Annotated in this window: 18 protein-coding genes and 2 tRNA genes; 12 read left to right on the top strand and 8 right to left on the bottom strand. The window is 63.9% G+C overall.

The window, feature by feature from the left end; all coding sequences use genetic code 11:
* Window position 1 precedes the first annotated feature (1 nt).
* Window positions 2-1,153 carry an AI-2E family transporter gene (locus tag I6F17_RS18735; protein ID WP_225124040.1) on the bottom strand — a complete coding sequence of 384 codons (1,152 nt, stop codon included), beginning with the start codon at window positions 1,151-1,153 and terminating at the stop codon, window positions 2-4.
* Between the two features lie 136 nt (window positions 1,154-1,289).
* Between I6F17_RS18735 and I6F17_RS18730 the strand changes: the two genes are divergently transcribed.
* The 3 genes from I6F17_RS18730 to I6F17_RS18720 all read left to right on the top strand — a co-directional run bounded on the left by I6F17_RS18730 (window position 1,290) and on the right by I6F17_RS18720 (window position 3,503).
* The gene (locus tag I6F17_RS18730) at window positions 1,290-1,994 is read left to right on the top strand and encodes a hypothetical protein (RefSeq protein ID WP_225124041.1); all 705 of its coding nucleotides are present in this window, start codon (window positions 1,290-1,292) and stop codon (window positions 1,992-1,994) included.
* Window positions 1,995-2,084: 90 nt separating this feature from the next.
* A complete protein-coding gene (locus I6F17_RS18725; protein ID WP_036025392.1) occupies window positions 2,085-2,858 on the top strand; it encodes a gamma-glutamyl-gamma-aminobutyrate hydrolase family protein in 774 nt (257 codons plus the stop codon).
* 36 nt (window positions 2,859-2,894) lie between these two features.
* Window positions 2,895-3,503, top strand: coding sequence for a hypothetical protein (locus tag I6F17_RS18720; RefSeq protein ID WP_036039081.1), 609 nt, complete (start codon window positions 2,895-2,897; stop codon window positions 3,501-3,503).
* A 183-nt stretch (window positions 3,504-3,686) separates the two neighbouring features.
* On the opposite strand, the gene I6F17_RS18715 is transcribed toward I6F17_RS18720, so the two are convergent.
* Window positions 3,687-4,067: a helix-turn-helix domain-containing protein gene (locus tag I6F17_RS18715; protein ID WP_225124042.1), complete on the bottom strand. Its 381-nt coding sequence runs from the start codon at window positions 4,065-4,067 to the stop codon at window positions 3,687-3,689.
* Window positions 4,068-4,106: 39 nt separating this feature from the next.
* Here I6F17_RS18715 and I6F17_RS18710 point away from each other — a divergent pair, with 39 nt between their 5' ends.
* Together I6F17_RS18710 and I6F17_RS18705 are read left to right on the top strand one after the other, a co-directional pair.
* Entirely contained in the window at window positions 4,107-5,489 is a 1,383-nt protein-coding gene (locus I6F17_RS18710; RefSeq protein WP_225124154.1) for a nodulation protein NfeD, read from the top strand.
* A complete protein-coding gene (locus I6F17_RS18705; RefSeq protein ID WP_036039078.1) occupies window positions 5,486-6,247 on the top strand; it encodes a slipin family protein in 762 nt (253 codons plus the stop codon). Before I6F17_RS18710 ends, I6F17_RS18705 begins: the two co-directional genes overlap by 4 nt.
* Before the next feature lie 146 nt (window positions 6,248-6,393).
* Here I6F17_RS18705 and glnA read toward each other — a convergent pair whose 3' ends face one another.
* Together glnA and I6F17_RS18695 are read right to left on the bottom strand one after the other, a co-directional pair.
* On the bottom strand, window positions 6,394-7,803 hold the full coding sequence (gene glnA / locus I6F17_RS18700; protein WP_036010292.1) for a type I glutamate--ammonia ligase: 1,410 nt from the start codon (window positions 7,801-7,803) through the stop codon (window positions 6,394-6,396).
* Window positions 7,804-7,956: 153 nt separating this feature from the next.
* Window positions 7,957-8,295, bottom strand: coding sequence for a P-II family nitrogen regulator (locus tag I6F17_RS18695; RefSeq protein ID WP_007603495.1), 339 nt, complete (start codon window positions 8,293-8,295; stop codon window positions 7,957-7,959).
* Window positions 8,296-8,676: 381 nt separating this feature from the next.
* On the opposite strand from I6F17_RS18695, the gene I6F17_RS18690 reads away from it, so the two are divergent.
* Window positions 8,677-10,176 (top strand): NAD(P)H-hydrate dehydratase, encoded by a 1,500-nt coding sequence (locus I6F17_RS18690; RefSeq protein WP_225124043.1) that lies wholly within the window; start codon window positions 8,677-8,679, stop codon window positions 10,174-10,176.
* A 4-nt stretch (window positions 10,177-10,180) separates the two neighbouring features.
* Here I6F17_RS18690 and I6F17_RS18685 read toward each other — a convergent pair whose 3' ends face one another.
* Window positions 10,181-11,482 carry a multicopper oxidase domain-containing protein gene (locus I6F17_RS18685; protein ID WP_225124044.1) on the bottom strand — a complete coding sequence of 434 codons (1,302 nt, stop codon included), beginning with the start codon at window positions 11,480-11,482 and terminating at the stop codon, window positions 10,181-10,183.
* Window positions 11,483-11,636: 154 nt separating this feature from the next.
* Between I6F17_RS18685 and I6F17_RS18680 the strand changes: the two genes are divergently transcribed.
* From I6F17_RS18680 to I6F17_RS18670, 3 genes are all read left to right on the top strand, one after another.
* Window positions 11,637-11,721: transfer RNA gene (locus tag I6F17_RS18680), tRNA-Leu, on the top strand.
* Window positions 11,722-11,895: 174 nt separating this feature from the next.
* Complete coding sequence (gene tig, locus I6F17_RS18675) at window positions 11,896-13,257, top strand: trigger factor (protein ID WP_225124045.1); 1,362 nt, start codon at window positions 11,896-11,898, stop codon at window positions 13,255-13,257.
* A gap of 281 nt (window positions 13,258-13,538) precedes the next feature.
* A complete protein-coding gene (locus I6F17_RS18670) occupies window positions 13,539-14,174 on the top strand; it encodes an ATP-dependent Clp protease proteolytic subunit (RefSeq protein ID WP_025036638.1) in 636 nt (211 codons plus the stop codon).
* Between the two features lie 61 nt (window positions 14,175-14,235).
* Here I6F17_RS18670 and I6F17_RS18665 read toward each other — a convergent pair whose 3' ends face one another.
* Window positions 14,236-14,442, bottom strand: a complete 207-nt coding sequence (locus tag I6F17_RS18665) for a hypothetical protein (protein WP_225124046.1) — start codon at window positions 14,440-14,442, stop codon at window positions 14,236-14,238.
* A gap of 182 nt (window positions 14,443-14,624) precedes the next feature.
* Between I6F17_RS18665 and clpX the strand changes: the two genes are divergently transcribed.
* The 3 genes from clpX (at window position 14,625) to I6F17_RS18650 (ending at window position 19,117) form a co-directional block, all read left to right on the top strand.
* Complete coding sequence (gene clpX, locus I6F17_RS18660) at window positions 14,625-15,896, top strand: ATP-dependent Clp protease ATP-binding subunit ClpX (protein WP_008547851.1); 1,272 nt, start codon at window positions 14,625-14,627, stop codon at window positions 15,894-15,896.
* Window positions 15,897-16,216: 320 nt separating this feature from the next.
* Window positions 16,217-18,640: an endopeptidase La gene (lon, locus tag I6F17_RS18655; RefSeq protein WP_036010279.1), complete on the top strand. Its 2,424-nt coding sequence runs from the start codon at window positions 16,217-16,219 to the stop codon at window positions 18,638-18,640.
* A 72-nt stretch (window positions 18,641-18,712) separates the two neighbouring features.
* On the top strand, window positions 18,713-19,117 hold the full coding sequence (locus tag I6F17_RS18650) for a GFA family protein (RefSeq protein ID WP_225124047.1): 405 nt from the start codon (window positions 18,713-18,715) through the stop codon (window positions 19,115-19,117).
* Between the two features lie 121 nt (window positions 19,118-19,238).
* Here the strand turns inward: I6F17_RS18650 and I6F17_RS18645 are convergent.
* Together I6F17_RS18645 and I6F17_RS18640 are read right to left on the bottom strand one after the other, a co-directional pair.
* A tRNA-Val gene (locus tag I6F17_RS18645) sits at window positions 19,239-19,315 on the bottom strand.
* Window positions 19,316-19,509: 194 nt separating this feature from the next.
* Window positions 19,510-19,872 carry a hypothetical protein gene (locus I6F17_RS18640; protein ID WP_225124048.1) on the bottom strand — a complete coding sequence of 121 codons (363 nt, stop codon included), beginning with the start codon at window positions 19,870-19,872 and terminating at the stop codon, window positions 19,510-19,512.
* Window positions 19,873-19,979 lie beyond the last annotated feature (107 nt).

The following is a 19,979-nucleotide window of genomic DNA, read 5'->3' as shown; positions in this document are numbered from 1 at the left end:
GTCAGGCCGCCTCCGCCAATGGCGGCGCCTCATACGTCTTGACATGGTCGATCATAACCTTGGCGATGGCGACCAGCGGGAGCGCCAGCGCCAGGCCCCAGATGCCGAACACGACACCGAGCAGGATCTGGAACGCGAACAGCGTGGCCGGCGGGATGTCGAGTGCCTGGCGCTGCAGGATCGGCGTCAGCACGTAGCTTTCCATGGCGTGCACGCCCATGAACAGCAGAAATGCCGACAAAGCGGGGATCCAGCCCGAGGCGAGGCTCGCCAGCACCACGATGACGCCGGCGATGATGGCTCCCACCGTGGGGATGAAGGCGAGCAGGCCCGCCTGGATCCCTAAGATGAACGCGCTAGGGATGCCGATGATGGCAAGTCCGATCCAGGTCACGGCACCGACCGCGATCATGACGATGATCTGGGCGATCAGCCAGCGCTCGAGCGTTTCAGCGATACGGTCGATGACGATGGCGACACGGGTACGGTGCCGCGCCGGCGCCAGGAACAGCAGGCCGTCATGATAGACCTTGGGCTGCGCGGCGAAGGCCAGGCCCAGGAACAGCACGATGAAGATGTTGCCCAAGCCGTGAATGGTGCCGAGCAGCAGCTTGAATGTCTGGCTCACGATCGCACCGCCGCTGGAGGCGAGCGTGCCGGCACTGGGCAGCGGAGCGCGCGAAGGCGTTGCCGGCGCGGGCATTACCTCCGAGGACGCGTTGGCGGCGGGGTCCGAGGCAGCGTTGCCGAGGTCGAAGAAGCTGGTGTCGATGCCGTGGCTCTCGAGCAGGGACCTGACATTGGTAATCTGCGACTTGATGGTCTTGCTCAGCAGCGAGGCCTGTTCGGCAATGGTGGCGCCGCCGAGATAGGCGACGCCCGCGAGCAGCAAAGCGAGCGCGACGCAGACGATCGCAAGCCGGATCGTGTGAGGCAGCTGGACCCGGCGGCCGAGCGCATTGACCAGAGCGTTGAGACCGAGGCCGAGCAGCATGCCGGTGAAGATCAGCAGCAGGGTGGCGGCAAAATACCAGGTGAAGGCGAGCAGCGCGGTGAACAGCACGACGCCGATGCCTCCGGCCGCAATCGCCCAGGCCTGATCCCGCGCGAGGTCGGCACGGGAGCGGGATCGTTCATCTGCGGGAAAGGTCACATCGTATCCTGTCTTTGGTGGCTGCAACGGGGGCACTCTTTCGACAAACACGCTTCCGATCAAGAGCGGCAACGCGCCGGTTTGACGCTGCCGCGCGAACGGTGCAGAGCGGTGGCGAAAAGGAAGTGAGGGGCGCTTGGGCGTTATCAGCAAGTGGGCCGGTCTGCTCGGGCTGTTGGCTTTGCTCGTCGGCGGCGACCAGATCCGGATCAACCGGCCGGACCACAAATACCGCCTGACGGTCGAGGTGACGACGCCCGCCGGGATCAAGACCGGGTCGGCCATTCTCGCTGTCGTGCCCGATCGCAACTATAACCGCAGCGGCCGCACCACGACGCGCGGGGAGGCCGTGCTCGTCGATCTCGGCCAAGGCAAGAACGTCGTGGTCTTGCTCGCGCATCAGCAGGGCGCCAAGCTCGACCTCGACGACATCAAGTATGTGGCGCTCCGCGCCTATGGCATCGCGCGCGGCAACCGGGTGTCGTTCAAGGACGTGAGCCGGCAGTCCGGCGTTGTCCCGGTGCAAGGGGAGCTCACCCCCGTGCTCGTGAGCTTTGGCGATCTCGGGGATCCCAACACCGCGCGCCGTGTCGCCAGCGACAAGGCAGAGGCAATCCTGGGCGAGGGCTATGCGATCCGCGGCTTCTCCGCCGAGGTGGTGCCCAACGGGTTCTGGCCGATCGACTTCGGAGGCGCGCTCGGGGAGCCCGTGACGCGCGGAATCGAGGCCAAGCTTCCCTGGCTGACCGCGCCGGGCGAGACAGCGGCAATTGCGCTGAGGGCCGCGGGTCTGCCCGTGGAGGGCGGGTTGGACGCCCGGGAGGCATTTGCGCGAAAATAGCATTGCCGTCCCGCGATCCCCTCTGTTGAATTTGTTGTATCGCAGGGGCATGTTTGGGGAATCTTCTTATCGGGAGGCGCGGAACGACAGATGAGAAAGCCGGTCGTCGGCGTGATCGGGAATTCCTATCGCGTCGAGAATCGATTTCAGGTCCAGATGGTTGGCGAGCGAAACCTGCGCGCCGTGGCCGAAGTCTCCGGCGGCTTGCCGTTGATGTTCGCTGGAGCCCCCGACATCACGGATATCCCGGCGCTGCTCGATACCGTCGACGGCATCATCCTGACCGGGGCCCGGGCCAACGTTCACCCGACCCGCTTCAACGTCGATCCCTGCGAGAAGCACGAGCCCTACGACATCCACCGCGACGAGGTCGCGCTGGCCCTTTCGGTCGCCTGCGTCGCCCGCGGCATTCCGCTGTTCGGCATTTGCCGCGGCCTGCAGGAGATGAACGTCGCCTTCGGCGGCTCGCTGCATCCCGAGATCCGCGAGATCCCCGGCCGCATGAACCACCGCATGCCCCGGCTCGAGAACGGCGAGATCCATCCCGATCCGACCGTGGTGTTCGCCGACCGTCACGACGTCGAGCTGACGCCCGGCGGCGCCTTCGCCACGATTCTCGGCTGCGAGAAGATCCGGGTCAATTCGCTGCACGGACAGGGCATTCTCGATCCCGGCAAGCGCGTGCTGATCGAAGGCATCGCCGAGGACGGCACCATCGAGGCGATCCGCATCGCGGAAGCCCCGAGCTTTGCCCTCGGCGTGCAATGGCACGCGGAGTACGACCCGCAGCACAATCCGATCAACCGCAAGCTGTTCGAGGCCTTTGGCGAGGCGCTGGTGACAAGGCAGAAGGCGGAGGCGTAGGCTCCGGTTCGTTTTTCGAAACCGGATTGCCTTGCGATGAAGCTCAGCGTCACCCTGACAACCCTTCTCCTGCTCGCATCCCCCGCCTTCGCCCAAACCGCGCCGCCGCAGGAGGGGCCGATCACCTGCGCTTCGCCGGTGGCGCCCGGCGACACCGAGAGAACGTTGAAGCAGCGCTACGGCAAGGACGCCGCGGTGCAGGATCTGCCGGGTGCCGAGGGCGAGAAATACAGGGCGCTCGTGCTGTTTCCGAAGACGATGGACCGCCGCATCGAAATTGCCTTTAGCGACGACAAGGCCGGGCGTGCCTCCGGCCTCACTTTGCGCGATGCCAAGACCAGCCGCTGGAGCGTCGGCGGCATCACCCTCGGATCGAGCCTTGCCGAGGTGCAGAAGGCCAACGGCAAGCCGTTCCTGGTCAGCGGCTTCGAATGGGATTACGGCGGCTTCGTCACCGACTGGAAGGGCGGTGCGCTCAGCCGGCCGCTGCAAGACGGCTGCACCGTCACCATCCGTCTCGGCAAGAAGGCCGGTGCGCCGAGGTCGCTCTCGGGTGACGGCGTGAAGATCGCCTCCGACAACACGACGCTGGTGAAATGGGCGCCCGTGGTGACCGAGATTGGCGTCAACTTTCCGGACGAGTGACGATGCCGCGCGATGCGAACTCCAAATCTCGGGCCGAATAAACCAATCGGTAGGAATTGCTCCGATGCGATTTTTGCGACTCTGATTTGTTCTTCGAGAACGAATTGGAGTCAGATGCAGAACGAAAGCTGATGGCCTCTCCGTGGCGCAGGATTTCTCTACCGTGTTGAATCGTAGATGCGCTCAGGCTGTGCCCAGCGAGAGCGCCGCGACCGGACTGCGTCCATCGGTCATGCCGCCGGCACCAGCCTCACACCGCCCGCTCCATCCGTCGCGCACGATAGGATTGCGTGACATCAGTGTCAGCTTGCGGAAGCTGCTCTCATCCTTATAGCCGGCAGCGCGCGCGATCGTCTTGATCGGCTGCGTCGTCGATTCCAGCAGGGTGCGCGCGTGCTCGACACGGCTGCGCATGATGAAGGATTGCGGCGGCTCCGTGAGTCCCTGGAATTTTCGGTTCAACGTACGCTCGCCGAGGCCGAGCGCGTGGCCAATCCTGCATGGGCATTCCCATTGCGTTGCACAATCGCAATGTTGATCTCCACGCGCAGCATTGAGGTTCATGAGAAGAATTACCATATGCTCTGCAAGGGAGCTCGTGCCGTGCAGACCATGAAGGCGGCCCTCGTTGCGGCGATCACCGTCGTGGCTTTGAGCTGCTGCCTCCTTCCCAGCTCAGCGGAGGAGAGCAAGCGCGTAGCCCTTGTTGTTTCGATCGACGGGGCGATTGGCCCGGCGTCAGCCAGCTACGTGCGGGAGGCTTTGGCCATGGCGAGCGAACGGCGCGCCGAGGTCGTGCTTCTGAGGATGAACACGCCCGGCGGGCTCAATTCCAGCATGCGCGAGATCATCGCGGATGTGCTCGCCTCGCCCGTCCCTGTCATTGGCTACGTCGCTCCCTCCGGCGCCCACGCGGCGAGTGCGGGGACCTATATCCTTTACGCGACCCACATCGCGGCGATGGCACCAGGTACCAACATCGGTGCGGCGACGCCGGTCCAGATTGGCGGCCCGCTGCCGGGCCTGCCGAGCGGCACACCCGACAAGGATGGCAAAGACAAGAAGGATGGGCCGAAGGACGCGATGACGGCGAAGGCCACGAACGATGCCGTCGCCTTCATCCGAAGCCTCGCCGAGCTGCGCAACCGCAATGCGGAGTGGGCGGAGAGGGCGGTCCGCGAGGCCGCAACACTCTCTGCCAACGGCGCGCTGGAGGCACATGCCATCGATCTCGTCGTGCGCGATCAGGCTGAATTGCTGCGGCAGGTTGATGGCCGTGTGGTGGAGCTCGCAGGCGGCAAGATGCAACGCCTCGCAACAAAGGATGCTGTCGTTGAAGCCATCGAGCCCGGACGGATATCCCGGTTCCTGGCGGTCATCACCAACCCGAACGTGGCGTTCATTCTCCTGATGGTCGGCATCTACGGCCTGATCTTCGAGTTCATGTCTCCCGGAGCCGTCGCCCCCGGAGTTATCGGCGCGATCTGCCTGCTGATCGGCCTCTACGCGCTCAATTTGCTGCCGATCAACTATGCCGGCCGCGCCCTGATGCTGGTGGGACTCGTGCTTCTCACCGTCGAAGTCTTCAACCCGACCTTGGTGGTCGGGTTTGGCGGGATCATCGCTTTCATGCTGGGAGCAATGATGCTCTTCAGGAGCGAGGCGCCTGGGTACCAACTGTCGTGGTGGGTGATCGGCACCACTGCGGTCGTGTTCAGCGGCTTTGCTCTGATCGTGCTTGGCTCGCTTCGGCGCGTCCGCAAAGCTCCTGCGCTGGTCGGCGCACACGCCATGCGCGGCTTGCCCGCCGAGGTTCTCGACTGGAATGGGAACGAAGGTCATGTCTTCGCCCATGGTGAGCGCTGGCAGGCGCGCGGCGCCGAAACCTTCAAGCCCGGAGAGACGGTGGAGGTCGCCAATGTCGTCGACCTGACGCTGCTGATACGCCGCATACCCGCCCGGACAGGCGAGGGAGGTACATCATGACGCTGGAATATCTGACGTATGCGGCGCTTGCGCTGCTTGTCATCGTGTTTCTATCCCAGGCCATTCGAATCCTGCGCGAATACGAGCGCGGCGTCGTCTTCACGCTCGGCCGCTTTACCGGTGTGAAGGGCCCGGGCCTGATACTCCTCATCCCGATCGTGCAGCAACTCGTCAAGGTCGATCTGCGGGTGATGGTGCAGGTGGTGCCGCCGCAGGACGTGATTTCGCGGGACAACGTCTCCGTCAAGGTCAACGCCGTCCTGTACTTCCGCATCGTCGACCCCGAGCGCGCCATCATCAAGGTCGGCGACTACATGGCGGCGACCAGCCAGCTCGCCCAGACCACGTTGCGTTCGGTGCTCGGCAAGCATGAGCTCGACGAGATGCTTGCCGAGCGCGACAGGTTGAACGCCGATATCCAGGAGATCCTCGACAAGCAGACTGACGTCTGGGGCATCAAGGTCACCGGCATAGAGATCAAGGACGTCGATATCAACGAAACCATGGTTCGCGCGATCGCCAAACAGGCTGAGGCGGAGCGCTTGCGGCGAGCCAAGGTGATCAATGCGATGGGCGAGCAGCAGGCCGCCGAAAAGCTCGTCGAAGCAGGCCGGATCCTGGCGCAGGAGCCTCAGGCAATGCAGCTGCGTTACTTCGCGGCTCTGCACGACATCGCCGGTGAACGCTCGTCGACCGTGGTGTTTCCGCTCCCCACCGGCCTGCTCGACCATTTGATGCCGCGACCTACCAACCCGTAACAGAAAGCGGCGAGGTGCTGATTGCGAGCGGGCGCCACGGCTCCGACCGAGCTGCAGCGGCGATGTGGTAGCGGTCGAGCCTCCTCAAACGAAAAGGCGCCTCCTTCCGGAAGCGCCTTTTGCTTGTCGCGGATAGTTCGGACCGCTTAGCCCGAATAGTACATGTCGAACTCAACCGGGTGCGGGGTCATCTCGAAGCGCTCGACCTCGGTCATCTTCAGCTCGATATAGGCGTCGATGAAGTCGTCGTCGAACACGCCGCCGGCCTTGAGGAAGGCGCGGTCCTTGTCGAGGTTTTCGAGCGCCTCGCGAAGCGAGCCGCACACGGTCGGGATCTGCTTCAGCTCTTCCTTCGGCAAATCGTAGAGGTCCTTGTCCATGGCCGGACCCGGATCCATCTTGTTCTTGATGCCGTCGAGGCCGGCCATCAGCATCGCGGCGAAGCCGAGATAGGGATTGGCGAGCGGATCGGGGAAGCGCACCTCGACGCGCTTGGCCTTCGGCGAAGCGGTGTAGGGGATGCGGCACGACGCCGAGCGGTTGCGCGCGGAATAGGCGAGCAGCACGGGGGCCTCATAGCCCGGGACCAGACGCTTGTAGGAGTTGGTCGACGGGTTGGTGAAGGCGTTGATCGCCTTGGCGTGCTTGATGATGCCGCCGATATAGTGGAGGCAGGTCTCCGACAGGTCGGCGTACTTGTTGCCGGCAAACACCGGCTTGCCGTCCTTCCAGATCGACTGGTGCACGTGCATGCCCGAGCCGTTGTCGCCGTAGACCGGCTTCGGCATGAAGGTGGCGGTCTTGCCGTAGATGTGCGCGACCTGGTGGATGCAGTACTTGTAGATCTGGATGTGGTCGGCCATCAGCGTCAGCGTGTCGAACTTCATGCCGAGCTCGTGCTGGGCGGAAGCGACCTCGTGGTGATGCTTCTCGACCTTGACGCCCATCTTGGCCATGGCGCCCAGCATTTCCGAGCGCATGTCCTGCACGGAGTCCTGCGGCGGCACCGGGAAATAGCCGCCCTTGGTGCGGACGCGGTGGCCGAGATTGCCGCCTTCATATTCGGTGTCGGAGTTGGTCGGCAGCTCCGAGGAGTCGAGGCGGAAACCGGTGTTGTAGGGGGTGGAGGAGAAGCGCACGTCGTCGAACACGAAGAACTCGGCTTCGGGGCCGACGAACACGGCGTCGCCCACGCCCATCGACTTCACCATCGCCTCGGCCTTCTTGGCGATTCCGCGGGGGTCGCGGTTATAGGGCTCGCCGGTGGTCGGCTCGAGCACGTCGCAGGTGATGACCATGGTGGTCTCGGCGAAGAACGGGTCGATCGTCGCGGTCACCGGATCGGGCATCAGGCACATGTCGGACTCGTTGATCGCCTTCCAGCCGGCAATCGAGGAGCCGTCGAACATCGTCCCTTCGGCGAAGATGTCTTCATCGATCATGCTGACGTCGAACGTGACGTGCTGCCACTTGCCGCGCGGATCGGTGAAGCGCAGGTCGACGTACTTCACGTCGTTGTCCTTGATCGATTTCAGGACGTCTTTGGCGGTCTTCATGCATACCCCTTATGGCTCTGCGGGTCGGTTTCCAGGTGAGCAAGATTGTTCTCGCTTTTGGCGAGTTCGCGCGCGACCGCACAAACGAAATCAGGCCGCCGAAGCAGCCTTATTTCTTGTCAGAGTGTCGCAAAATGCGGGATAGCACCCGGTTCAGATAGCGTCCAGCCCGGATTCACCGGTTCGGATGCGGATCGCCTCTTCGATGTTGGAGACGAAAATCTTGCCGTCGCCGATGCGGCCGGTCTGCGCGGCCCGGCGGATCGCGTCGATGGCGCGCTCGACCAGATCGTCGCCGATCACGATCTCGATTTTGACCTTCGGCAGGAAGTCGACGATGTATTCTGCGCCGCGGTAAAGTTCGGCGTGACCCTTCTGCCGGCCAAAGCCCTTGGCCTCGGTGACGGTGATGCCCTGCAGACCGACTTCTTGAAGCGCTTCCTTCACCTCGTCGAGCTTGAATGGCTTGATGATGGCTTCGATTTTCTTCACTGCGCGACTCCCGGCCTTTCGATCCAATAGCAACGTCTTCGTCAGGACGCGCATTTCTCAACGCACGATCTTGTCTTCTCTGTGCCGGGATCCCTGACCCGTCCGGCAACAACGGCCGGCCACGCCCTTCAAGATGTCAGTGAGCACGACGAACCGAAGCGGCTTCCTCGAAAGCAGGGTCTATGCCAAGTTGCAAATGCCCTGATTATCGGAGCGTTATCAGCCTTTTAACGAGCATCTCTGAGTGATGGTGCCGACCTGCACAAAATACCGAAGACCGCAAAATAGGCAAACGGTTCAATATATGTGCATTTCGACGTTCCCACCGCCGGATCGGCGCAAAAGATGCCTGTTCAAGAGGCGTTTGTACTAGGAAGTGGCATGGAAGTTCTGACCAACGCCGAAATGCAGCGCGCCGACCAGCTCGCCATCGCGGCCGGCACGCCCGGTTTCAAGCTGATGCTCAGCGCCGGCCAGGCGGTCGCCGAGGCCGCCCAGGGCTTGGTGGAGGAGGGGCCGATCCTGATCGTGGCCGGCCCCGGCAACAATGGCGGGGACGGTTTCGTGGCCGCGGCCGAGCTCGCCGCGCAGGGGCGCGAGGTCTCGGTGATCCTGATGTGCGAGCGGGACCAGCTCCAGGGCGATGCCGCCTCGGCCGCGCGCGGCTGGAAGCACCCGGTGCTGCCGTTCAACCCGCAGGCGATCGGCAGGCCTGCGCTGATCATCGATGCGCTGTTCGGCGCCGGCCTCAGCCGCACCGTGGATGGCGAAGCGCGCGCCATGATCGAGGCGATCAACGCCAACGGTGCCCCGCTGCTGGCGGTCGACCTGCCGAGCGGCATCAACGGCACCAGCTCGGCCGTGATGGGCGTGGCGGTGAACGCCACCGAGACCGTCACCTTCTTCCGCAAGAAGCCGGCGCATCTGCTGTTGCCCGGGCGCATGCATTGCGGCCGCGTGCGCGTTGCCGACATCGGCATCGATGCGCAGGTGCTGGAGGAGATCGCGCCGCAGACCTTCGAGAACGATCTGGATGTCTGGGGCGCGGCGTTTCCGGTGCCGCGCATCGATGGCCACAAATATGCGCGCGGTCACGCGCTGGCGGTCTCGGGCGACGCAGCCGCGACCGGCGCGGCACGGCTCGCCGCGCGCGGCGCGCTGCGCGCCGGTGCGGGCCTCGTGACGCTGGCGAGCCCGCGCGATGCGCTCGCGATCAATGCTGCCGCGCTCACCGCGGTGATGGTGCGCCCCGTCGACAGCGCGATCGAGTTCGGCGAGCTGCTCGGCGACAAGCGCTACAACACCTGTATCATCGGCCCCGGTGCGGGCATCGGTGAGCGCACCTGCGATCTCGTCCACACCGCGCTTACCGCGCAGCGGCATCTGGTGCTCGATGCGGATGCGCTGACGAGCTTTGCCGCAACCCCCGAGCGCCTGTTTGAATCAATCAAGTCCTCGCAGGACAATGCGGTGGTGCTGACCCCGCACGAAGGCGAGTTTCCGCGCCTGTTCTCCGACCTCAGCAACAAGCATCCCGGCCGCTCCAAGCTCGAGCGCGTCCGCGCCGCCGCCGAGCGCTGCGGCGCCGTCGTGCTGCTGAAGGGCCCGGACACCACAATCGCCGCCCCCGACGGCCGCGCCACCATCGCCGCCAATGCGCCGCCCTGGCTCGCCACGGCCGGCGCCGGCGACGTGCTGTCCGGGATCATCGCCGGGCTCCTGGCGCAAGGCGTGCCGGCGTTCGAGGCCGCCAGCATCGGCGTCTGGATGCATGGCGAGGCGGGAAGCGAAGCTGGGCCGGGCCTGATCGCGGAGGATCTGACCGAGACGCTGCCGGCCGTGCACCGGCGGATCTATGACGCGCTGGGCATCGAATACTGAACGTTCACTCCACCCCGTACCAGCGCACCAGCCGCGGCGCGGCCCAGTCGGTCACGACGGATTCGATCAGCCAGCGTCCGGGCGAGGTCGCGGCGAACGCGATGCGCTGGGTCTGGCCAGGCTCGATCGCGAGCGTGTCGAGCCAATAGGGCTTCCAGCCGTCGTCGAGCTTGTCGAGCAGCCGGAAATGGTGGCCGTGCAGGTGAAACACGGTGGTGACCGGGGCGGGGTTCTGCAGCGCCAGCACCACGGTGCGGCCGGTCTTGGCGCGGAAGGCAGGGGCGGAGGCGGTGGAGAAGGTCGCGGGCCGTGCCCAGCCGGCATCGGCCGTACCGAGCGCGACATCGAACCGCAGGGCGGCTCGTAGATCGAGCTTCTCGGGCAGATCATTCGGCGGGAGCGGCTGCGGCGGCGGCAGCGGGGCGCGCTCCAGCTTCCCGGAGACAGTCAGGTGTCCGACCTGGCGCACCGCCTTGCCGTCATGCAGCATAAACGGGGCCGAACTGGCCGCATCCACGAAGGCGTCGGCCCGCGCACCCGGGGCCAGCACCAACGCGCCGTTGCGCGCGGGGAACGGCTCGGCCGGCTGGCCGTCGAGGGCCATCACACGGACTTCGTGGTTTTCCAATTTGATTGCGAGAACAGAGCGTTGCGAGCCGTTAATGAAGCGTAGCCGCAGCCGCTCGCCCGCCGAAGCTGAGAGTTCGAATGAAGTCCTGCCGTTGATTGTGTAAAGCGGTGTCGTGTCCTTCGGGTCCTGGCCGGGCGGGACCGCGGTGCCATCCGGCCGCAGGCGCCATTCCTGGATCAGCAGGAGCTCGTCATGATCGACGGCGACCGGGCCGGTTTCGGCCACGATGATCGGAAGCGCGCGTGCGGGCTGCTGCAGGCGGTGCTCGAAGAGGCGGAAGTCGGCCAGCAGGGTGCCTGCATTGGGCACTGAAATAATTGATGTTTCTGTCGCATCCGGCGCTGCCGGGGCGCGGCCGCGAAGCGGGTCGGCGGCCATCGGCGCGTGGAGGCTGTACCAGACTGGCGCAATCGGCACAGGGAGGTTGTTGCTGAAGACCACCTGGCAGCGGTCGAAACGCTTGAGACGCACGTCTCTGAGGTGGCTTACGGCGGCCAGCTCCCAGATTGGTGTAGCCGGCTGACCCGGTCTCAAAGCCAGCGTTGCCGGTCTCGCCTGCAGCGCGAGCTGGGCCGTGACGGATGGGCCTGCACCGCCCACGATCAGCCCGGCTGCCGAGGCCCCTAAGCCGGCCAAAACCTCGCGCCGATGGGGAGCATGGATCCGCGTTGTCATGGCACGATCCGGACCACGCCGTGCTGGATAAGTCCAGCCGCAGTGCCTACTTGAAGCTTGCCTCCATCAGGCCATTTTTTTGCTGCGAACAGTCAGGCACATGCTATAAGCCCGGCCGCCCGCGGCATCGCGGCCGGTCTTGATGCGAATTCACGCGGGCGTGGCGGAACTGGTAGACGCGCTGGATTTAGGTTCCAGTGACGAAAGTTGTGGGGGTTCGAGTCCCTCCGCCCGCACCAAGCGCTTATCGCGTTTGCACGGATTACGAGGCCTGCTTCCGCGCGGATGATCATCCGCCTGGAGCGGGTCCGATGAACCACCGGCGTGAAGGCGTTTGCCTCGCGCCGGATCGATTAACGACAGCGTCCCGACACGCGAGGTGCCGGGGCCGAACGAAAAGAAGATTGGACGCCATGCAGGTCACAGAAACCCTCTCGGAAGGTTTGAAGCACGAGTTCAAGATCAGCGTTCCCGCGTCTGATCTCGACGCCAAGGCCGGCGCCAAGCTCGTCGACCTCAAGGACAAGGTCCGTATCAACGGCTTCCGTCCGGGCAAGGTGCCGGTCTCACACCTCAAGAAGGTCTATGGCCGCTCGGTGATGGCCGAGACCATCGACCAGACCATCCGCGACACCAACACGCAGCTGTTCTCCGAGCGCGGCTTTCGCCTTGCGACCGAGCCGAAAATCACCATGCCGAGCGAACAGGCCGAGGTCGAGGAGCTGCTGAGCGGCAAGACGGATTTGACCTACACGGTCGCCATCGAAGTAGTGCCGGCGATCGCGCTCGCCGACTTCAAGAGCTTCCAGGTCGAGAAGCCAGTTGCTGATGTCACCGACGCCGATGTCGACGAGGCGATCAAGCGCATCGCCGATTCCAACCGCACCTATGCCGCCAAGGGCGAGGGCACCAAGGCTGAGTCGGGCGACCGCGTTACCATCAACTTCACGGGCCGCATCAACGGCGAAATCTTCGACGGCGGCACCGGCGAGGGCATCCAGGTCCTGATCGGCTCCAACACCTTCATTCCGGGCTTCGAGGAGCAGCTCATCGGCATCGGCGCGGGTGAGACGCGCACGCTGAAGGTGTCGTTCCCGAAGAACTACATGAACGACAAGCTCGCCGGGCAGCCGGCCGAGTTCGAGACCACCGCGACCCTGATCGAGGCGCCGCAGGACCTTGCGATCGACGACGAGTTCGCCAAGTCGCTCGGCCTGGAATCGCTGGACAAGCTCAAAGAGGCCGCGCGCGAGCGCCTGGTTGCCGAGTTCGCCACCGCCACGCGCCAGCGCGTCAAGCGCGCGCTGCTCGACCGCCTCGACGAGGCGCATCGCTTCGAGGCGCCGCCCTCGCTGGTGGACGAGGAGTTCAATCTGATGTGGAACTCGGTCAAGGCCGAGATGGACTCCGCCGGCAAGACCTTTGCCGACGAGGACACCACCGAGGACAAGGCGAAGGAGGAGTACCGCAAGATCGCCGATCGCCGCGTGCGGCTCGGCCTCGTGCTCTCCGAGATCGGCGAGAAGAACAAGATCACGGTGACCGACGACGAGGTCGGCCGCGCCGTGATCGAGCGCGCGCGCTCGATGCCCGGCCGCGAAAAGGAGGTCTGGGACTTCTACCGCAACAACGCCCAGGCGTTGGCCCAGCTTCGTGCACCGATCTACGAGGACAAGGTGGTCGACTTCATCCTCGAGCTCGCTAACGTGACCGAGAAGAAGGTTTCGCGCGAGGACCTCTACAAGGACGACGACGCGGAAAAGACCGCGGCCTGAAGGGTTTGAGATAGTCCGCTATTAAGGATGATGAGCGAAGAGGCCCAGCTAGCCAGGTGGCCGGCTGGGCCTCATTGTGCGAATCAGCTTCAACTGCCGCCACGGATTAAGCCTTAATGCGCTGCGCACTTGTCAGAAGCGAAATGGGCTATATCTGTCGCTACGCCTTTCTGCTTCTTACCCAAGTTCCTGCATCACAGGACGTCCATTCGCCTTCCGGCAAATCCAGCCAAGCTGGCAAGCCTGCCCGGCGATGTCCGTCTCCGAAACCTAGGTGACTCATGCGCGATCCGGTTGAAACCTACATGAACCTCGTGCCCATGGTGGTCGAGCAGACCAACCGTGGCGAGCGCGCCTACGACATTTTCTCGCGCCTCTTGAAGGAGCGCATCATCTTCGTGACCGGCCCGGTCGAGGACGGCATGTCGACGCTGATCGTCGCGCAGCTCCTGTTCCTCGAGGCGGAAAATCCGAAGAAGGAAATCTCGATGTACATCAACTCGCCGGGCGGCGTGGTGACGTCGGGCCTTGCGATCTACGACACCATGCAGTTCATCCGCCCGCCGGTCTCGACCCTGTGCACCGGTCAGGCGGCTTCGATGGGCTCGCTGCTGCTTTGCGCCGGCGAGAAGGACATGCGCTTCTCGCTGCCGAACGCGCGCATCATGGTGCACCAGCCCTCGGGCGGCTTCCAGGGCCAGGCCACCGACATCATGCTGCACGCCCAGGAGATCCTGAACCTGAAGAAGCGGCTCAACGAGATCTACGTCAAGCACACCGGCCAGACCTACAAGTCGATCGAGGATGCGTTGGAACGCGACAAGTTCCTCACTGCGAACGACGCCAAGGAGTTCGGCCTGGTCGACAAGGTGATCGACAAGCGCGCCGAGGAGCCGGCGCCGGCGAAGGCCCCGTAGCACTACTGAGGGTCACGACGAGCCCTCGGTTTGCCGTGGACCCGTCAGGGCGGCGTTCACGTTAGGTGCGCGTGCGCACGGCGCAAAACGCGGTTTTGCGCCCTGCGACAAGCAGAAAGTTCCGCTTTCGTGCTTGTTTTTCGTGGCAATCCAGCAACGCCGGGGTGTTTTCGATCACTTCGCCCGTGCCAAGACCGGAAATCACGGTATTGTCACGGGTAACCGGCGACCCCCGATTAGCGAATTCTTGATAGTCGGGTGACAGCATGGTTGGCTACGATTGATCGGCTATGATCGCGGGAGAATCGAACCACCGTGATTCGCACGGAATGTAGTAAAGCGTAGGGTCTTTTTTGGTACGGAATTTGCTCTACTTAAGCTTCATGCCGACCATCGTGTCGGAATGGAGCGATCGAGCGGAACGGGATCGAACCGCGGACGGAGACATGAATGAGTAAGGTCGGCACGAGCGACTCCAAGAACACGCTATATTGCTCGTTCTGCGGCAAGAGCCAGCACGAAGTCCGCAAACTGATCGCGGGTCCCACGGTCTTCATCTGCGACGAGTGCGTCGAGCTCTGCATGGACATCATCCGCGAGGAGAACAAATCCTCGCTGGTCAAGTCGCGCGACGGTATTCCGACGCCGAAGGAAATCTGCAAGGTGCTGGACGATTACGTCATCGGCCAGAGCCATGCGAAGAAGGTCCTGTCGGTCGCGGTGCACAACCACTACAAGCGCCTCAACCATCAGACCAAGCACAACGACGTCGAGCTCGCGAAGTCGAACATCCTGCTGATCGGTCCGACCGGCTCGGGCAAGACGCTGCTCGCGCAGACGCTCGCCCGCATCCTGGACGTGCCGTTCACGATGGCCGATGCGACGACGCTGACCGAAGCCGGCTATGTCGGCGAGGACGTCGAGAACATCATCCTGAAGCTGCTCCAGGCCGCCGACTACAACGTCGAGCGCGCCCAGCGCGGCATCGTCTACATTGACGAAATCGACAAGATCAGCCGCAAGTCCGACAACCCCTCGATCACGCGCGACGTGTCGGGTGAGGGCGTGCAGCAGGCGCTGCTCAAGATCATGGAAGGCACGGTGGCTTCGGTCCCGCCGCAGGGCGGCCGCAAGCATCCGCAGCAGGAGTTCCTGCAGGTGGATACCACCAACATCCTGTTCATCTGCGGCGGCGCCTTCGCCGGCCTCGAGAAGATCATCTCGGCGCGCGGTCGGTCGACCTCGATCGGCTTCGGCGCCCAGGTGCTCGCGCCGGAGGATCGCCGGACCGGCGAGATATTCCGTCACGTCGAGCCTGAGGACCTCCTGAAGTACGGCCTCATCCCCGAGTTCGTCGGCCGTCTGCCCGTCGTGGCGACGCTCGAGGATCTCGACGAGACCTCGCTGAAGAAGATCCTGACGGAGCCGAAGAACGCGCTGGTGAAACAGTACCAGCGGCTGTTCGAAATGGAGAACATCGAGCTGACTTTCGCCGACGAGGCGCTTGGCGCGGTTGCCCGCAAGGCGATCGAGCGCAAGACCGGCGCGCGAGGCCTGCGTTCGATCCTCGAGGCGATCCTGCTCGAGACCATGTTCGACCTGCCGGGCCTGGAGGGTGTGGAAGAAGTCGTGATTTCCCGCGAAGTCGTGGAAGGCACGGCGCGTCCGCTCTACATCTACGCCGATCGGTCCGATCGCGCGGTCGAAAACGCCAGCGCCTGATCTGACGGCGCTGGAACGCTCCAATCGTCTCGTCGAGTTGGCTGCGGAGCCGTGGTTCCGCAGCCGGTGTTGCGTCGCTTACCGCGTTGCGTAAGCGCCTGATGGCGCGCGTTTTTCAATGACTTGACACCCCCCGGGTCGATAGCCACCTAATGTCGGCGGCGAGCGAAAATTCTCTTCAAGATTCGCCTCAGTTCCGTTCCGGCGAGCCGGTCCAACTTGTAGAGGACCGACCGGTTCTGCGGATCACCTCGGCACCTTGTGGCGGTTGCGCATGATCGCGGGCTGCGTGCAAGGGGGCAAAGCAAAAGGAAAAGGCCATGACCAATCCAAAACCCCGGCCAACAATCGTTCATGGCGAAGCACACGCCTATCCCGTGCTGCCGCTGCGCGACATCGTCGTCTTCCCGCACATGATCGTTCCGCTCTTCGTCGGTCGCGAGAAGTCGATCCGCGCACTCGAAGAGGTGATGAAGAACGACGCGCTGATCATGCTCGCGACGCAGAAGAACGCGTCCGACGATGATCCGGCGCCCGATGCGATTTACGAGACGGGTACGCTTGCCAGCGTGCTGCAGCTCCTGAAGCTTCCCGATGGCACCGTGAAGGTGCTGGTCGAAGGGCTCGAGCGTGCGCGCGTGGCGAAGTACACCGACCGCGCCGACTATTATGAGGCGACCGCCGTCGCGCTCGCCGACACCGATGCGAAATCGGTCGAGGCGGAAGCGCTGGCGCGCTCGGTCGTGTCCGACTTCGAGAGCTATGTGAAGCTCAACAAGAAGATCTCCGCCGAGGTCGTCGGCGTCGTGCAGGCGATCACCGATTTCGCCAAGCTCGCCGACACCGTTGCCTCGCATCTCGCGGTCAAGATCGCCGATCGCCAGGGCATCCTGGAGACGCTGTCCGTCACCACGCGCCTGGAGAAGGTGCTGGGTCTGATGGAGAGCGAGATCTCGGTGCTGCAGGTCGAGAAGCGCATCCGTTCGCGCGTCAAGCGCCAGATGGAGAAGACCCAGCGCGAGTATTATCTCAACGAGCAGATGAAGGCGATCCAGAAGGAACTCGGCGACGACGACGGTCGCGACGAACTCGCCGATCTCGAAGAGAAGATCTCCAAGACCAAGCTCTCCAAGGAAGCGCGCGAGAAGGCGCAGCATGAATTGAAGAAGCTGCGCCAGATGTCGCCGATGTCCGCGGAAGCGACCGTCGTGCGCAACTATCTGGATTGGCTGCTGTCGATCCCGTGGAACAAGAAGTCCAAGGTGAAGAAGGACCTGGAGCAGGCGCAAGCCATCCTGGACTCCGATCACTATGGGCTGGAGAAGGTCAAGGAGCGTATCGTCGAGTACCTCGCGGTGCAGTCGCGCGCCAACAAGCTGACGGGGCCGATCCTGTGCCTGGTCGGGCCTCCCGGCGTCGGCAAGACCTCGCTCGGCAAGTCGATCGCGAAGGCGACGGGGCGCGAGTTCGTGCGCGTCTCGCTCGGCGGCGTGCGCGACGAGGCCGAGATCCGCGGTCACCGCCGCACCTATATCGGCTCGATGCCCGGCAAGATCATCCAGTCGATGCGCAAGGCGAAGTCGTCCAATCCGCTGTTCCTCTTGGACGAGATCGACAAGATGGGCGCCGATTTCCGCGGGGATCCGTCCTCGGCGCTGCTCGAGGTTCTCGACCCCGAGCAGAACGGGACCTTCAACGACCACTATCTCGAGGTCGACTACGATCTGTCCAACGTGATGTTCATCACCACCGCGAATACGCTCAATATTCCGGGGCCCCTGATGGACCGCATGGAGATCATCCGGATCGCGGGCTACACCGAGAACGAGAAGGTCGAGATCTCGCGCAAGCACCTGATCCCGAACGCGGTGTCCAAGCATGGCCTCGACTCCAAGGAGTTCTCGATCGACGACGAGGCGCTGCTGCTTCTGATCCGCCGCTACACCCGCGAAGCGGGCGTGCGTAACCTGGAGCGTGAGCTCTCTACACTGGCCCGCAAGGCGGTGAAGGAGCTGATGATCTCCAAGAAGAAGTCGGTCAAGGTCACCGAGAAGACTCTGGAAGAGTTGCTCGGCGTGCCGAAGTACCGCTTCGGCGAGATCGAGAGCGAGCCGCAGGTCGGTATCGTCACCGGCCTTGCCTGGACCGATGTCGGCGGCGAGCTGCTGACGATCGAAGGCGTCATGATGCCCGGCAAGGGCAAGATGACGGTCACGGGCAATCTGCGCGACGTCATGAAGGAGTCGATCTCCGCGGCGGCGTCCTACGTCCGCTCGCGCGCGATCAACTACGGCGTCGAGCCGCCGCTGTTCGACAAGCGCGACATCCACGTGCACGTGCCGGAGGGTGCGACGCCGAAGGATGGCCCGTCCGCAGGTGTTGCGATGGCCACCGCGATCATCTCGGTCATGACCGGCATCCCGGTCCGCCATGATGTCGCGATGACCGGCGAGATCACGCTGCGCGGCCGCGTGCTGCCGATCGGCGGCCTCAAGGAGAAGCTGCTGGCTGCGGCCCGCGGCGGCATCAAGACGGTGCTGATCCCCGAGGACAACGCCAAGGATCTCACGGAGATTTCCGATGCGATCAAGGGCGGCATGGAGATCATCCCGGTCTCGCGTCTCGACGACGTCGTCGCCAAGGCGCTGGTGAAGAAGCCTACGCCGATCGTCTGGGAAGAGGACACCAAGGTGACGGTGAAGCCGGACGGCGATGAAGCCGCCGGCGGCCTGACCGCTCACTGAGATCGCAGGTCGAAAATGATGAGAAAACGGCGCCTTCGGGCGCCGTTTTTGTTTGGGGAAGGGGAGGAGGCAATGCACGTCGATGGGCAATGCCATTGCGGGAAGGTCGCGTTCGAGGCCGAGGTCGATCCGGAGGCAGTCTCGGTCTGTCACTGCACCGATTGCCAGACGCTGACCGGCTCGCCGTTCCGCGTGACGGCCATCTGCACCAAGGCCGATGTCCGCCTGACCCGTGGCTCGCCCAAAATCTACGGGAAGCGCGGCGACAACGGCCGGATGCGCTTTCAGCATTTCTGTGCCGATTGCGGTTCCCCGCTGTTCACCAGCGGCGAGGGCGATCAGGCCGACGATTGGGGCATCCGTTGGGGCTCGATCCGCCAGCGCGATGCGCTGAGGCCCACGCGACAGATCTGGTGCCAATCGGCGGCGGTGTGGATCGACGCCGTGCCGCTGCTGCCCGGGCGGCCCAGGGATTGAAGTTGGCTGGCCGAGCCCGCCTTCGCCCGTTGGGCTTCGGCGCGGCAGCCTTCAATCGCTTCGCTCTTATGACCTTGCTGTGCTGGCTTGCCGAGCCGTCGCTCGCGAAGCGAGCGAAGGCTGGTGGGCGGTCACGGATTCGAACCGCGGACCCTCTCGGTGTAAACGAGATGCTCTAACCAGCTGAGCTAACCGCCCAATGGCGCCTCTTTAGCGCCCCGGCGGGTGCCGAAGCAAGGGCCGAGCGCGCCCGACCCGGCTGCAATTGCCGGCCCGGCGAGAGCTTTCATGCCGGATACGGCCAGCCCTGCAGCAGGTCCGCTGCAGGGTGATCTTTCTTGCAGCGCGGATCTCGACGTCCGGCCGAGGAGCCGGCGATCATGCTCCGGGTGTCAGGCCGTCTTGGTGAACATCGTCAGGACACCATCGACGATGTTGATCGCGACGACTTGTGCCGAGCTCAAACCCTTGGCCTTGAGCACGGAGGCGGCCTGCGGTGTGGCGTCGATGGACTGCCGAAGCGACTGGATGTCCTTCTCGCTCGTATGCGCCACGAGTTCATCGACCTTCGCGCGCACGGCCGGCTGCAGTTCCTTGACGTCCACAACCTGTATGCTCCGGATCACAGTGCTGGACTGCGTGGACGATTGCTCCGTGTCGGATTGCGACGATGCGCCCTGTGCCTGCACCAGGGCAGGTGTTCCCAGCGAGAGAGCTGCAACGATGACGGATGCCGTGAATCTGCGCATGGTCATGCCTTTTCCAGTTTGAGGAAGCGCGAACCTAGCGCGGAAATCTGGTTGGCATCTGATTCCGATGTGGCCGTTCGGTGAAACAATGCGGCCGCAATGCGCGGATGAGA

It is taken from the genome of Bradyrhizobium sp. NBAIM18 (assembly GCF_020193825.1).
GTDB classification, from domain to species: domain Bacteria; phylum Pseudomonadota; class Alphaproteobacteria; order Rhizobiales; family Xanthobacteraceae; genus Bradyrhizobium; species Bradyrhizobium yuanmingense.
The sequence above is the reverse complement of the archived record's forward strand: the minus strand, read 5'-3'. Positions and strand labels throughout refer to the sequence as shown.